The sequence below is a fragment of the Protofrankia sp. CiP1_Cm_nod4 genome (genome assembly GCF_982290645.1).
Map to the genome: position 1 here is coordinate 9,481 of NZ_CEVIVC010000019.1, position 14,813 is coordinate 24,293.

A 14,813-nucleotide genomic window follows, 5' to 3' on the forward strand; every position below is an offset into this window, starting at 1 on the left:
AGTATCCCGGCGGCGGTGGCCCTCGCTGTGGCCTGTGTACTCCCGCTGATTCCTCGGCCGTACGCCGTCGAACGCTCACCCGACGTGCCCGCGTTCTTCACCACTGACGCCGTGAGAACCCTTCCGGCCGGCTCCAACGTGCTTCTCCTGCCCTATCCGACCGGGCTGCGGACCACCGCGATGGCCTGGCAGACCGCGGCGGACTTCCCTTTCTCGATGCCGGGCGGCTACTTCATCGGCCCGGGCCACGACGGGAAGGCGTACATGGGCGGGAAAAAACCGACAGCAACAGCACAGTTACTGGACGGCATCGAAAACAACGGGGCCGCCGGCCCGGTGACCCCGGCACAGATCGCCCGGAGCCGCGCCGACTTCGCCGAGCTCGGTGTGCGCGCGGTCGTGCTCGGCCCGGCAAGGCACCTGGACGACCTGCGCGACACGGTGACGTCGCTGACCGGACACCCGCCGGAGCTCACCGGAGGTGTGTACGTCTGGCACCTTCCGTGATATCCCGTGCCGGACGCCCACCGCTGGACAGCCCGTGATGCCGGTATGCGACGCGCCCCGAACCGGTGCGGTCGACGTGTGATGAAGTAGGCCGAGCGATGTCCTCGAGCACGGACAATGTCCACAGGCAGCGTCCGCGTCCACGAGCAGCGTCCACGTCCACAGGCAACGCCCATGTTCACAGGCAGCGTCCGCGTCCACGGACAATGTCCAGAGGACGGGCAATGCCCACGAGCAAAATCCACAGGGAGGTGGGACGGCCGGATGCCGCTCGAGCGCCACCCGACGTCGAAAACCGGGCGGGAACCGGATTCCGGCCAGCTCGTCGCGGGCCGTTACCGGCTCGGCGCCGAACTCGGCCGCGGCGGTTTCGGTGTGGTGTACGCGGCCACCGACGAGCTGCTGCGGCGGGACGTCGCCGTCAAGGAAATCCGCCTCCCACCGTCGATCTCCGCCGACGAGCGGGCGATCCTGCGCCAGCGGGTGCTGCGCGAGGCGCGCTCGGCCGGCCGGGTCCAGCATCCCGGGCTCGTCCCGGTCTTCGACGTCCTCGAGGCGGACGGCCGCCCGTGGATCATCATGGAGCTCGTGGAGGGCCGCTCCCTGTCGGAGATCATCTACGACGAGGGCCCGCTGCCGCGTGAGCGGGTGGCCCGGATCGGCATCAGCCTCGCCTACGCCCTGGAGGCCGCGCACCGGACCGGGATCATCCACCGGGACGTCAAACCGGCGAACGTCCTGATCAGCGCGGACCGGCGCGCCCGGCTGACGGACTTCGGTATCGCGCTGTCCGCGGGGGATCCGACCCTGACCCGCACCGGCATCCTGCTCGGCTCGCCGTCCTACATCGCCCCGGAACGGGCCCGGGGGGAGGCCGGCGGCCCGGGCAGCGACATCTGGGCGCTGGGCGCGACCCTGTTCACCGCGGTCGAGGGCGGCGCGCCCTACGAGCGCGACAGCGCCATCGCGACGCTGACCGCGATCGTCGAGGGCAGACGCCATCCCTTCCGGCTGGCCGGCACCCTCGCGCCGATTCTCGCCGATCTCCTGGCGGTGCGGCCCGCTGACCGCCCGTCGCTGTCCCTGGCCCGGCGACGGCTGCGGAAGGTCAGCGAACGGGAGTCCTCCCGGCGGCTGCCGGGCACCCGTGCGGGCCGTACCGACCGCGAGCGTCCGCCGCGGACACCGGCGGGCCGCGACGGCGTCGCGCCGGGCGCGATCCCGGTGGGCCCCGCCCGCGCCGAGGCCGACGAGCGGGATGCCGTTGTACCGGGGCCGGGCATGATCCCGGTGAGCCCCGCCCCCGCTGAGGAACATCCGGCGCGCACGGCCGGGGCGAGCCAGGTGGACGCGGCACCGGCCTCCACCGGCGGCTCCACGGCCGGCCCGCCCGCCACCAGCGGATCCGGCGCCGGCCGTCCCGCCATCGGCCGCGCCGTGGCCGACGGCGGCACCGCCTCCGCCGGTGATGCCGCGCCCGACAGCGCCGGAGCCGGTCACCAGCGGACCGGCCGTTCCACCGACGCCGCGGCGCTCGACGCCCCGACACTTGATGCCCCGGCTCCCGACATCCGGGCGGCGGTAAGCGCCGCCGCCCGGCGGTCGGCTGTGCCCCCCACCGGCAAACCCGCTGTGCCCCCCACCGGCAAACCGGCTGTGCCTTCCGTCGGGGAAACCGAGGAGCCGGCCACGCCGCCGGCCCGCTCCCGGGAGCAGGCTCCTCCCACGCCCCCCAGGCCAGCGAAAACAGCGGCCGGAGCAGCTGAGACGGCCATCCTGCCGGCCAGCCCGCGGGGCCTGCCGGCAGGCCCACGGGATCGGCCTCCCGCCGCGCGTCCCGGAACGGCGAAGGCACCCGAACCGGCTGGACCGGCCCGGACGGCCGGCTCAGCGGCAACACCGGCAGCACCGGGAACACCCGCGGCGGCAGCCACTGCCGGACCAGTTCGGACGCCCGGGGTCCCCGGACCGGCTCGGACGCCCGGGGTCACCGAGCCGACCGGGCCGACCGGGCCGGTGGCGGTCGCCGGGACGGCCGTCGCGGGGCCGGCGGGCGCGGCGGCGGGCGGCCGGTCCAGCCGCCGGCGCCTCGGCGTGATCGTCGCGGCCCTCACGGCGGTGCTGGCGGCTACGGCCATCGTCCTCGCGGCGGTGCTGGCATCGGATCCGGCCCGGCCAGGAGCGGGCCAGCCGCCGGCAGCGGCCGCGACCGGCCAGGGGAGCCCGGACGGGACCACCACGAGCCAGACCGCTCCCACGATCACCGGCCCACCGGCCTCCACCCGGCCGTCACCTGACGCAGGCGTTCCGGCCGCAGCGGTCACCGCCGACCCGGGGCTGGCCCCGCCGGACACCACACCGGTGGCCCCGCCACCGGGCTGGCGTACCTACTCCGGCCCGTCGGGCTGGTCGATCGCCTATCCGGAGGGCTGGGAGGAACGGCCCGCCCCAGGAAACGAAGGACGGAACTTCACCAATCCGCAGACCGGCGCATACCTGCACATCGACATCACCGCGCGGGCCAATCCCTCCGCACTGACGGACTGGACGGCGCACGAGGACGACCTGCGCGCCCAGGTGCCCGACTACCGACGGGTGAAGATCGCGCCGGCTGACGGCGGCGACGGGGCGATCCAGGCGGACTGGGAGTTCACGCACACATCCGGCGGGAAGACGGTGCACGTTCTCAACCGGGGATTTGTGCGCAATGGCCATGGCTACGCGTTGTACTGGCGTACCGCGGACTCCCGCTGGGAAACGGACCTTCCGTTGATGTGGCAGCTTTTCTCGACGTTCCGGCCCGGCCCCTGACCATCTTCCGGGCCTCTTCCGGGCCGTTCCGGGCCTCTTCCGGGCCGTTCCTGGCCGGTGCCGGCCATGCGCGCCGGGCCGGGCCGGCTGAGGGCTGTCTGCACGTCCGCCCGTGCATCTGCAAGACTTGACGGCGATGGCCAGATCGGCACCACCGCCCGGAGACTCCGCGCGCCACAACACACCCCGATATGTATCTCAGCGTTACCGTCTGGATACTCCAATCGGGCGAGGTGGCGCCGGTGTCGTCTGGTGCGGTGAGGACGAGCTTCTTCAGCGCCCGGTCGCGGTCAAGGAAATTCTGATTCCGCACACCGGCTCACAGGTCGAGCGCGACGGGCTGCGGGCCAGAGTGCTGCGGGAGGCCCGCGCCCTCGCCCGGCTGAACAGCCCGGCCATCGTCTCCGTCTACGACGTGGTCGAGGAGGCCGAACGCCACTGGATCGTCATGGAGCTGGTGGACGCCGACAGCCTCGGCGAGGTCATCCGGGCCGAGGGGCCGCTGCCGCCCGACCAGGTGGCGGCCATCGGGCTGACGCTCACCGAGGCGCTCGCCGCCGCCCACTCGGCGGGTGTGCTGCACCGTGACATCAAGCCCGGCAACGTCCTGCTCGGCCGGGACGGCCACGTCCGGCTGACCGACTTCGGCATCGCGGCCACCGACGGCGACTCGACCCTCACCGGCACGGGTGCGCTCGTCGGCTCCCCCGCCTACATCGCCCCGGAACGGGTGCGGGGCTCCTCCGGCACCCCCGCGAGTGACCTGTGGGGGCTGGGCGCCACGCTGTACGCGGCGGTGGAGGGGCAGCCGCCGTTCGAGGGGCCGGAGACCTACGCCGTCCTGACCGCCGTGGTGGAGGGGCGCCGGCGCCCGTTCCAGCTCGCCGGCCCCCTGCGTGGCCTGCTCGCCGACCTGCTCGACCGGCCGGCCGAGAGCAGGCCGGACGTGGCCGAGGTACGCCGGCGGCTGCGCCCGGTCGCGGGCGGGGCCGTACCCGTACCGGCGTCGGTCACCGGATCCGACGCGGAACCGGTGACCGAGGGGAAGGCCGGCGCCGGGCCCGCAGTGGACGCCGAGGAGCATGCCGGCGACGATCCGGCATCCGACGAGGACGCGCGGGCGCACGGCCCGCAGATCGCTCCCTCCGCCACCGGGACGCCCGCGGCCGACCTGGTGACCATGGACCGGTCGGTGAGCGGTACGGCCAAGGACGGCGGGCCGGTGGCCGGCGGCGCGGCCGAGGACCCGGCCGAGGACCCGGCCGAGGCCGGAACGCTGGTCGCCAGGCGGACGGTCGCCGCCGCGGCGGCGGAAGCGGACGCGCCGAGCACCGGCCGGGCGGCCGGCGCCCCGGCGGCGCCCGCGCACCATGACCGTCCTGGCATGCCTGAGGAGCCGGTGACCGCGGTGGCGGTCCGGACGCGCACCGGCGGCGCCCCGCTGCTGGACACCTCGGCCGCGACCACCCTGGCCGGCAACCGGTTCACCCCGCCCCCGTTCGACTTCGGCGGGTACGGTGTCGGCAACCAGGACGACCCCGATGACGGTCTGCTACCGGTCACCAGCGGTGTCATGGGCCCGGCCGGCAACAGCACAACTCATGGTCACCTGGGGAACGGAAGAACGTCAACCGACTGGTGGCGTGACGGAACTCCCCTGCACCGCGGCGCGGTCGCGGCGGTGGCCGCGTCCCTGGCCGTATGTGTGGCGCTCGTGGTCGGCGCGCTGCTCCGCTCGGGTTCCGGCACCGACGTGCAGCTGCAGCCCGGTGGGGGCACCAGCCCGTCGGCGAGCGGGGCGGCCGGGCAGCGCAGCGTCGACCCCTCCGCGCCCGTGCCCAGCCCGAAAGCCCCGGTGGGGGTGGACAGGCTCCCCACCTCCCGCCCATCGTCACCACCCGTAGCGAGCACGCCGGCCGAGCCGCTACCGACCGCGACCGAGGCGCAGCCCGTGACCCCCTCGCCGACGCAGGTGGGTGCGAGCCCGACCAGCCCGGCCCCGACACCAACCCAGATCCAGCCGACGGACCCAGGCCCGACGGCCTCGACCCCCAGCGCGTCGCCACCCACCAACCCACCGCCACCGCCACCACCTGACGGGCGCACCTGATGCCGCGCTGCCGCACCTGTGACAGGGGTCCCTGAGGGCAGCCCTTTACCCTTCAGAACGCTTCATCACACAATGAAGACGATCACTATCTGTGACATACCTCACCTAAGTGTCACGGAAGCCGGCATGCCCCGCCAGGGGGCCAGCACTAGCATCGGGTGCACACAAACCGTCGTCCACATCATGATGTCTCCGGGTGCCCTGGTTCCTCGGTGACGCGAGCTGCCTGCCCGTCAGATCACTGCCCGGATCATCGGCTCGAGCGCGGCCTCTGGGCCATGCTCATGAACTGGCGGGCGCCATGGCAGCCGTGCCATCTTTGGCCGGACAAGCCACCATGAGTCATCGGACGGATCATCAGGACCAGCCTCTCGGAAGGCCGGTCCGGAGGAGCTTTCAGTGCCGAAGGCACCAGCGGGCACGCTCTACCGCGGCCGCGAGGGTATGTGGTCCTGGGTTGCTCACAGGATCACGGGCGTACTGATCTTTTTCTTCCTGTTCGCCCACGTCCTGGACACCGCGCTGGTGCGGGTGTCCCCATCGTCCTACGACACCGTGATCGCGACCTACAAGAACCCGATCGTGAACCTGATGGAGGTGGGGCTGGTAGCGGCGGTTCTCTTCCACGCGCTCAACGGGATCCGGATCGTGCTGATCGACTTCTGGGCGTCCGGCCCCCGTTTCCAGCGCCAGATGCTGTACACCGAGATCGTGCTGTGGGTCATCCTGGTCGTTCCGGGCACCTACTACATGCTGAAGCACACGGTCGAGAGCCTGTTCGGGAGCGCGTCCTGATGGCGACAACGATCGACGGCGCGGCCGCCCCGGCCATCGAGGCGCCACGCAGCCCACAACGCCGGCCCGTACGCACCAAGGCGCGGACGAACTTCGAGCTCTACGCGTGGCTGTTCATGCGGGTCTCCGGGATCCTGCTGGTCTTCCTGGTGCTCGGCCACCTGTTCATCATGAACATTCTTGACGGCGGTGTGCAGCGGATCGGCTTCGGCTTCGTCGCGGGCCGCTGGGCCTCACCGTTCTGGCGGACCTGGGACCTGCTCATGCTCGTCCTGGCCGAACTGCACGGGAGCAATGGCCTACGCACCGTCATTAATGACTACGCTGAGCGGCCACAGACCCGGTTCTGGCTGAAGATGTTGCTGTACGTGTCGGCGTTCCTGGTGATCTCCCTGGGATCACTGGTCATCTTCACGTTCGACCCGAACATCTCCTGATAGCGCCTGGGAAGGCGGAGGTCCAAGCGGTGCAGATTCACAAGTTCGACACGGTCATCGTGGGTGCCGGCGGCGCGGGCATGCGCGCGGCACTCGAATCCGGCAAGCGGTGTCGCACCGCCGTGCTGACCAAGCTGTATCCCACCCGCTCCCACACCGGCGCGGCGCAGGGCGGCATGTGCGCGGCCCTGGCCAACGTCGAGGAGGACAACTGGGAGTGGCACACCTTTGACACGATCAAAGGTGGTGACTATCTCGTCGACCAGGACGCCGCCGAGGTCATGTGCAAGGAGGCCATCGACGCGGTCCTCGACCTGGAGAAGATGGGCCTGCCGTTCAACCGGACCCCCGAGGGCCGCATCGACCAGCGCCGTTTCGGCGGTCACACCCGCGACCACGGCAAGGCACCCGTCCGCCGCTCGTGCTATGCCGCCGACCGCACCGGCCACATGATCCTGCAGACCCTCTACCAGCAGTGCGTCAAGCACGACATCGAGTTCTACAACGAGTTCTACGTGCTGGACCTGCTGCTGAGCGAGGGCGTCGCCGCCGGTGTGGTCGCCTACGAGCTGGCCACCGGCGAGGTGCACGTCTTCCGGGCCAAGTCCGTGGTGTTCGCCACCGGCGGCTTCGGCAAGGTCTTCAAGGTCACCTCGAACGCGCACACGCTCACCGGCGACGGCATGGGCATCATCTTCCGGCGCGGGCTGCCCCTGGAGGACCTGGAGTTCTACCAGTTCCACCCGACCGGCATCTGGAAGATGGGCATCCTGCTCACCGAGGGTGCCCGCGGTGAGGGCGGCATCCTGCGCAACAAGGACGGCGAGCGCTTCATGGAGCGCTACGCACCGACCATCAAGGACCTCGCCCCCCGCGACATGGTGGCCCGGGCCATCTACACCGAGATCCGCGCCGGCCGCGGCTGTGGCGTCGACGGCGACCACGTCTACCTCGACCTGACACACCTGCCCCCGGAGCAGCTCGACGCGAAGCTCCCGGACATCACCGAGTTCGCCCGCACCTACCTGGGCATCGAGCCCTACACGGACCCGATCCCGATCCAGCCGACCGCCCACTACGCCATGGGCGGCGTCCCGACGAACATCAACGCCGAAGTGCTGCGGAACAACACCGACATCGTCCCGGGGCTCTACGCTGCGGGCGAAGTGGCGTGCGTCTCCGTGCACGGCGCGAACCGGCTCGGCACCAACTCGCTGCTGGACATCAACGTCTTCGGCCGCCGGGCCGGCATCGCCGCGGCGGAGCACGCGAACAAGACCTCCACCCACGCCGAGCTGCCGGACGACCCGGCCGGCTTCGTCGAGGGCCTGCTCGGCCGGCTGCGTGACGGCAGCGGATTGCAGAACGTGGCGGCGATCCGCCGTGAGCTCCAGGAGACGATGGACGTCAACGCGTCGGTCTACCGGACCGAGGCCACGCTGAAGCAGGCGTTCGGTGACATCGCCGGGCTCAAGGCCCGCTACCAGAACGTCGGCGTCACCGACCGGGGCCACCGCTACAACACCGAACTGCTGGAGGCGGTCGAGCTGGGCTTCCTGCTCGACCTCGCCGAATGCCTGGTCACCGGCGCGCTGGCCCGCAACGAGTCCCGGGGGGGGCACTCCCGCGAGGACTACCCCAACCGCGACGACGTGAACTTCCTGCGGCACACCATGGCCTACCGCTCCGGGCCGCTGGCCGCCGCCGCGCCCGACTCGGAGATCCGGCTGGACTACAAGCCGGTGGCGTTGACCCGCTACCAGCCCATGGAACGCAAGTACTGACCGCCCCCGCCCCCGACCGCGCGGCGGGCGGCGGGCGGTCCTGGCGGGACCCGGCCTCGATGCCCGAGGCCCCGCCAGGACCTGGCCGGCCACCCGTCCCGCGCGCTTCACCGCTGCCCGGCGGCCGCGGAAAACGCGGGCGGGTATCCGGGATGGCAGCCGGGGAGGACAACTGAAAAAAACAGAGGTCAGGAAGACGTCGTAAGGGTGCTGACCAGCACAGCTATCCGTACCCGCACCAGCGTGCCCCGGCACTCCCGGACGGCAGCCACGATCCCTGGCCCGGTATCCTCCGGGCCCGGGAAGCGAGGCGCTGACGGTCGGGAGACCGGTGCGCGGTCTATGATCTGCTGACCCGCCATGTGGGTCCGATGTGAGAAAGGTCCGGCGTGACTGTCACAGACGATCTATCAACCACTGTACCGGCCGGCGCCAGTCCCAGTACCTCGGATGGGCGGACCATCACGCTGAAGATCAGGCGCTACAACCCCGAGGAGAGCGACAAAGCGTACTGGCAGAGCTTCGCGGTCCCCTTCGTCCCCAGTGACCGGCTGCTGGACGCCCTGCACTACGTCAAGTGGAACCTCGACGGCTCGCTGTCCTTCCGGCGCTCGTGCGCGCACGGCGTGTGCGGCTCGGACGCCATGCGGATCAACGGCGCGAACCGGCTCGCCTGCAAGGTGCTGGTCAAGGACCTCGGCTCGGAAATCTCGATCGAACCCATCAAGGGGCTCCCGGTCGAGAAGGACCTCATCGTCAACATGGAGCCGTTCTTCGACGCGTTCCGTGCGGTCAAGCCCTACCTCATTCCCGAGGGGCACGAGCCGACCAAGGAACGGCTGCAGTCCGCCGCCGACCGGGAACGTTTCGACGACACCACCAAGTGCATCCTGTGCGCGGCCTGCACCACGTCCTGCCCGGTGTTCTGGAACGACGGCGACTACTTCGGGCCGGCCGCCATCGTGGCCGCGCACCGCTTCATCTTCGACAGCCGGGACGCCGCCGGCGACGAACGCCTGGAGATCCTCAACGAGCGCGAAGGCGTCTGGCGCTGCCGGACGACGTTCAACTGCTCGAACGCGTGCCCGCGTGGCATCCAGGTCACCAAGGCCATCTCGGAGGTCAAGCGTGCGCTGATCTTCCGGCGCGTGTAGTTCCGGTGCGGTCTGGCTCGGTAGGCGCCTGCCTTCAGCGGCTCGCCCGGCAATGCTGTGATCGTTGTGGTTCCGGTGCTGTCCCAACGACACCGAAATCACAACGATCCTGCGATCCGGGCCCGGACTCGGGCCTGGCGACCGCTGCTGCGCACCGCACCGGCCGCCGTGCGACGCGGGCCATGGCCGCCGCCGTCATGCTGCTGGTGGCAGGCCTGTCGCTGGTCGGGGCAGCCGGCTGTTCGTCCGACTCCCCCGAACCGCCGCCGGCGGTCCCGACGGCTGCCGCACCGACCGGAACCAGCGGCGTGCCCGCTCCCCTCGCCGGCGCCTACCAGGCGACGATCACTCGGGGGACCGCGCGTATCCGCTTCAGCGACCAGGCGAACTTCGTCTCCTCGTCCGGGCGCAGACAGCTCTCCATCACCGGCACCGGCACCGTCGACTTCGTCAACAGCGCCAGTCAGACCATGCGTGACGTGGCTGGCGGGGGCCGCAGCGAGCTGCTGATCGTCGGCCCTGACCTCTACCAGCGCAGCGTCCCGCCCGCCGACGTGCCGCGCCCGCCGCGATGGACCCGTGTCGTCCCCGGCGCCAGCGGCAGCCGCTCGGCGACGCCCGCCCCGACACCGACCGCCCAGCCCACGACCGGCGACGCCGTCGCGCTGCGGCTCGGCTTCCTCAGCGGGGCCTCGGCGCCGGTGACCACCGTCGGCCAGGAAACGATCGACGGCGTCACGACCACCCACTACACGCTGTCCGTGAACCTGGACACCGCCGCCACCCGGGGAAACATCAGCGCCACCACGGTCGAGTACTACAAGAACACCCTGGGGACGGCGATCCAGCCGGCCGAGGCATGGATCGACGCCGACGGGCTCATCCGCCAGCTCCGCGTCACCATCGCCACCCCGAACACCGGCGCTGACACCGGCGCCGGCCGCAGCGAGATCGTCCGAACGGTGACCTATTCGGACTTCGGCGTCCCTCCCCCCATCACCGCGCCCTCCCCCGACCAGATCGCGCCGAGCTAGCCCCGCGAACGGTGACGTACCTCGATAGGACGCCGGCCGCCGGAGAAGATCGGCGCGAGTTTGTCGTTGTGTACACTTTTGCGGCCAAAAAGCGTACACAACGACAAAATCGTTTGGATCATGGCTTGTACGGGTGGCCGGGGATGGGATGCGCACCACTTGACCGGCGCGCTGGAGACCGGGTGTCGTCTCCGACGGTCACGCCCCGGCACCGGACAGCTCTCGGGTGACATGGCGACGGTCTCCGCTCCTGGCCGCAAAAGGCCGGCGCCCGTCGGCTGTAGGTAAAAACTGGTGCCGGGACGGCGTTTTCCACCTACGGGTGCGGGAGCCGTAGGTGGAAAACGCTGCCGTGAGCACGGTTTTCACCTACGGCTGGGAAGCAGGACCAGTGCTGTCGGGGACTGGCGCGCTCGGTGCCGCGGACGTATCTGCCGCTGAGCTCGCGGCGACCGAACCCGAAGCGACCGGGCCCAAAGCGACCGGGCCCAAAGCGGCCGGGCCCAGAACCTCCGGGCCCAGAACCTCCGGGCCCGAAGCGGCCGGGCCCAGAACCTCCGGGCCTGCCGCGTCCGTTGCCGGCTGTGGCGCCTCCGGAGGTTCGTGGGCCGCGCCCGCGCCCGGCGGCGCCTCGGAACGATCGTCCGTGGGTGCGGGACCGGTAACAGGGGCGGTGGAGCGGGAGCCGGCAGCGGGACTGCCAGGAGCGGGGGCGGGGGCAGCCCGGCCGAATCCGGGGCGTACCAGACGGGGTTTGGCGGCGGCCGGCTCGCCGAAGTCCGCCCGGCGGATCCGGCAGTACACGGTCTGTAGGTCGCTGCCCGACCGGCCGATGCCGAAGGCAGCCGCTGCGGACAGGTAGGCGAACGCGGCCGCCCGGTCCATCCCCAGCCGGCTGGACAGGAAGAGCACCGCCGACCGGGTGGTCTGGCGGATGGCGTCGGTGAGATCGGCGTGCGCCCCCAGCGGCACCCAGTGGGTGTCGGTTTCGACAAAGGGCTCGCGCAACGTCCCGAGGGCGGCCCGGGCCGCGGGCTCCTTCAGGACGGTCAGGCGGAACGTCGCCCGCAGCGGCCCTTCCAGGCCGACAGCCGCGACTTTCCCCTCACCCAGGGAATAGTGCGGGTCGCCGACGGCGAACAGCGCGCCGGCAACCCGCACCGGAAGAAACAGGTGAGAGTCAACGCCTAACTCCCCGCAGTCGAGCGCCCCGCCGTGCGTCCCGACCGAAGCCGACCGGAGCGGGCCGGGACCGTCGACAGCGACCGACATGATCCCCATGAACGGCGACAGTGGGAAACGCACCTTCCGCCCCTTGGGGGCCTCCAGCGTGCCGAAGAGCCGGCCGCGGCGCCGTTCGACCGCGCAGAAGCTGCTCGCCGTCCGGAAGGCCGCCCAGTTCCGGGCGTTCGCGTCCGGGCCGGGCGGGTCGTTCTCGGGGAACTCCCCGGCGAGCGGCCCGGCACCGTGCCGGGTCGACACCACCCCGTACCTGGCCCGCGGATGCAACGAGACGACGTCCACCCGCAGCACATCGCCGGGCTCGGCACCGCGTACGAACACCGGCCCGGTCACCAGGTGCGGGCTGTCCACCCCGAACCGGTGCGGGATCCCGGAGGAGGCGATCATCCGGGCGTCGTCGAGGACCTCGGAGGCCGGAACGCCGAAACGGCCGAAGAAGGCGTCCGGATCGCGCCCCTGATCATCGAGGATCCCCTCCTGGCTGACCGTGTCGACCGTGACCGTGCCCCCCGACTCCACGCTCAGCACGGGCCTGGTGTCGGCGGTCGGCAACCGCCCCCACATGACCGTCTCCGGGGTCGAGGGCAGGTAGTGCCTGCCGTCCATCTTGCCCTTGCCGGGCTGTAGCGCCACGACGACGCCGCTACCGCGACGTCCGGGACTGCCGCCCGCGGCGCCCGGTGCCAGGACGCCCGGCGTCGGAGCACCCGGCGTCGAGGATCTCGCCCAGGGACGCGATCGGGAACACAGCCATTCCGGACCTCGCGCGACAGGGTCGGCGTAACCCGCCAGATTCCTGCCCGACGGGCTGGTGACGACACGGCAGACACGGCACGGGCGTCAGAGTCGCAGTGAAACATGACACATATGTTTCCGACACGTTGCAGTCCCCTCATCTGCCCATATGGAACCCGCGCGACAATCTCGGCGCGCCGGCCGGGAGGCATCGCCACACGGGAACCGACGATGTGGGAGAAGCGCACAGACGGAGCCCGTGCGGCAGTGCTCGGAGGTCGGTGAGCGGGTCCGGCAGGCCAGGCTCAGGCCAGGCTGGCAGCCGGTCTCACGCAGGCGGAACCGACCTCGAAGATCTTCCTCAGGAGATCCGCTCCCCGACGGCCTCTCGCCCGCTTCCTGACCTGTCCGCCGGCAGCCGTGGTCTCCCGGCGGACCGCGCTCGTGGACGAACCCGAGCGGGCGGCGCGGGAACACTACCCACCTTGTCGACCCTTGTCGACCCTTGTCGACGCAGACCTCGAAACCCATCTGCGTGACACGCACCGTTGGGCTCGCCCACGGCCGGCTGCGAGAAATTCGGTCTGTATCAGTGGACGCGGGTGAGCAGGAGGGAGCCGGCGGGGTCGACGTGGGCGTGCCAGGTGGGGCGGATCAGGCAGGTCGCCTCGGGGAACTCGACGACGGCCGGTCCCGGCACGGTGTCGCCGGGGCCGAGGGCGGCGCGGGGCACGACGTCCACCTCCCGCCAGGAGCCGTCCAGGTAGATCGGACGGCGGGTGCGGGCGGCGGTGGGGTCGGCGGCCGGGGCCCGCAGCTCGGGCCGGCGGCCCGGCACCGTGGCCACCAGCCGTACGGCCACCACCTCGACGTCCCGGTCGGGGGCGGTGTGCCCGTAGCGGCGCAGGTGCTCGGCCTCGAAGGCCGCCCGTATCCGCGCGACGGAAAAACCGCCGCCGGCACCGCCGCCGTCGGTGGTGGCCACCACCGTCAGCTCGTGTGACTGGCCCACGTACCGGCAGTCCAGCTGGTACTCGATCACGAGCGCGGGGACGTCCGCGGCGGGGGTGTCCGCGTGGGCGGCCCGGGCCAGCTCGGTGAAGGCGGCGCCCAGGCCGGCCGTTGCCAGCGGGCCGTGCAGCGGACGCAGATAGTCCCGGCGGACGTCGCCGATGGCCAGCCCCAGCGCGGAGAGCACCCCGCAGGCCAGCGGCACCAGCACCCGGTGCATCCCGAGCTCCTCGGCCAGCGCGCACGCGTGCGTCCCGCCGGCGCCGCCGAAGGCGACCAGGGTCAGCTCCCGCGGGTCGAGGCCGCGTTCCACCGAGACCACCCGCAGGGCACGGGTCATCTCCGCGTCGGCGACCGCCACCACCCCGGCCGCCGTCTCCTCCACCGACAGGCCGTCCGGGCCGGATCCGAGTATCGCGCCCAGGGCGGCCAGCGCCTTGGAGGCGGCCGCCCGGGACAGGGTGACCTCGCCGCCGAGGCTCGCCCCGTCCGCCAGATAGCCGAGGACCAGGTCCGCGTCGGTCACCGTCGGTTCGACACCGCCGCGGCCGTAGCAGGCCGGGCCCGGATCGGCGCCGGCCGAACGGGGCCCGGCCCGCAGCGCCCCGCCGGAGTCGACCCAGGCGACGGATCCGCCGCCGGCGCTCACCGAGTGGACGTCCACCGTCGGCAACGTGACCGGTATGCCGGCGAGCACCGCCTCGGCCGTGGTCTGCACCCGGCCGCCGATCACCGGGGCGACGTCCGTCGACGTGCCGCCCATGTCGAAGGTCAGCAGATCGTCCAGGCCCGAGCGGGCCGCGACGTAGGCGGCGCCGACCACGCCGCCGGCCGGCCCCGACAGCACGCACGCCGCGGCGTGCTCGGCGGCGGCCGCGAGCTCCACCACTCCCCCGGAGGAGCGCATGACCAGCGGGGACGGCAGCCCCGCCGCGGCGCACCGGCGGGCGAGCGCGCCGAGGTAGGCCGACAGCGCCGGTGTCAGGTAGGCGTCGGCGACGGTGGTGGCGAACCGCTCGTACTCCCGGAACCGCGGGAGCACCTCGTGGGAGGCCACCACGGTCACGCCGGGCAGCGCGGCCCGCAGCGCGTCGGCGACCTGACGTTCGTGCTCGGGATGGGCGAAGGAGAACAGCAGGCACACGGCGACGGCCGCCAGCGGCCTGACCACCCCGTCGGCGTCGGCAACAGCC

Annotated in this window: 9 protein-coding genes and 1 pseudogene; 8 read left to right on the plus strand and 2 right to left on the minus strand. The window is 71.9% G+C overall.

Features of this window, described 5'->3' with window-relative positions; genetic code table 11:
- From AC5LSR_RS06155 to AC5LSR_RS06190, 8 genes and pseudogenes are all read left to right on the plus strand, one after another.
- Window positions 1-507 (plus strand): annotated as a pseudogene (locus AC5LSR_RS06155) (hypothetical protein); the annotation flags it as partial.
- A 264-nt stretch (window positions 508-771) separates the two neighbouring features.
- A complete protein-coding gene (locus AC5LSR_RS06160; protein WP_493464590.1) occupies window positions 772-3,318 on the plus strand; it encodes a serine/threonine-protein kinase in 2,547 nt (848 codons plus the stop codon).
- Between the two features lie 136 nt (window positions 3,319-3,454).
- Complete coding sequence (locus tag AC5LSR_RS06165) at window positions 3,455-5,428, plus strand: serine/threonine-protein kinase (RefSeq protein WP_250285534.1); 1,974 nt, start codon at window positions 3,455-3,457, stop codon at window positions 5,426-5,428.
- Window positions 5,429-5,827: 399 nt separating this feature from the next.
- On the plus strand, window positions 5,828-6,223 hold the full coding sequence (gene sdhC, locus AC5LSR_RS06170) for a succinate dehydrogenase, cytochrome b556 subunit (protein ID WP_250285535.1): 396 nt from the start codon (window positions 5,828-5,830) through the stop codon (window positions 6,221-6,223).
- Window positions 6,223-6,660 (plus strand): succinate dehydrogenase hydrophobic membrane anchor subunit, encoded by a 438-nt coding sequence (locus AC5LSR_RS06175; protein ID WP_250285536.1) that lies wholly within the window; start codon window positions 6,223-6,225, stop codon window positions 6,658-6,660. Before sdhC ends, AC5LSR_RS06175 begins: the two co-directional genes overlap by 1 nt.
- Before the next feature lie 29 nt (window positions 6,661-6,689).
- Entirely contained in the window at window positions 6,690-8,444 is a 1,755-nt protein-coding gene (gene sdhA, locus AC5LSR_RS06180) for a succinate dehydrogenase flavoprotein subunit (RefSeq protein ID WP_250285537.1), read from the plus strand.
- Window positions 8,445-8,833: 389 nt separating this feature from the next.
- On the plus strand, window positions 8,834-9,598 hold the full coding sequence (locus AC5LSR_RS06185; protein ID WP_250285538.1) for a succinate dehydrogenase iron-sulfur subunit: 765 nt from the start codon (window positions 8,834-8,836) through the stop codon (window positions 9,596-9,598).
- A 182-nt stretch (window positions 9,599-9,780) separates the two neighbouring features.
- The gene (locus tag AC5LSR_RS06190; RefSeq protein WP_250285539.1) at window positions 9,781-10,632 is read left to right on the plus strand and encodes an SCO4651 family lipoprotein; all 852 of its coding nucleotides are present in this window, start codon (window positions 9,781-9,783) and stop codon (window positions 10,630-10,632) included.
- 369 nt (window positions 10,633-11,001) lie between these two features.
- On the opposite strand, the gene AC5LSR_RS06195 is transcribed toward AC5LSR_RS06190, so the two are convergent.
- Together AC5LSR_RS06195 and AC5LSR_RS06200 are read right to left on the minus strand one after the other, a co-directional pair.
- Window positions 11,002-12,507, minus strand: coding sequence for an acetamidase/formamidase family protein (locus AC5LSR_RS06195; RefSeq protein WP_250285540.1), 1,506 nt, complete (start codon window positions 12,505-12,507; stop codon window positions 11,002-11,004).
- A 691-nt stretch (window positions 12,508-13,198) separates the two neighbouring features.
- Window positions 13,199-14,813: hydantoinase/oxoprolinase family protein (locus AC5LSR_RS06200; protein WP_493468239.1), on the minus strand; the 1,615-nt coding region annotated here is incomplete at its 5' end.

What these genes read in the sequence shown, in the direction of transcription:
- AC5LSR_RS06165 (WP_250285534.1), top strand. Translation starts at nt 3,455, where the DNA reads ATGGCCAGATCGGCACCACCGCCCGGAGACTCCGCGCGCCACAACACA.
- AC5LSR_RS06175 (WP_250285536.1), top strand. Translation starts at nt 6,223, where the DNA reads ATGGCGACAACGATCGACGGCGCGGCCGCCCCGGCCATCGAGGCGCCA.
- AC5LSR_RS06160 (WP_493464590.1), top strand. Translation starts at nt 772, where the DNA reads ATGCCGCTCGAGCGCCACCCGACGTCGAAAACCGGGCGGGAACCGGAT.
- AC5LSR_RS06190 (WP_250285539.1), top strand. Translation starts at nt 9,781, where the DNA reads ATGGCCGCCGCCGTCATGCTGCTGGTGGCAGGCCTGTCGCTGGTCGGG.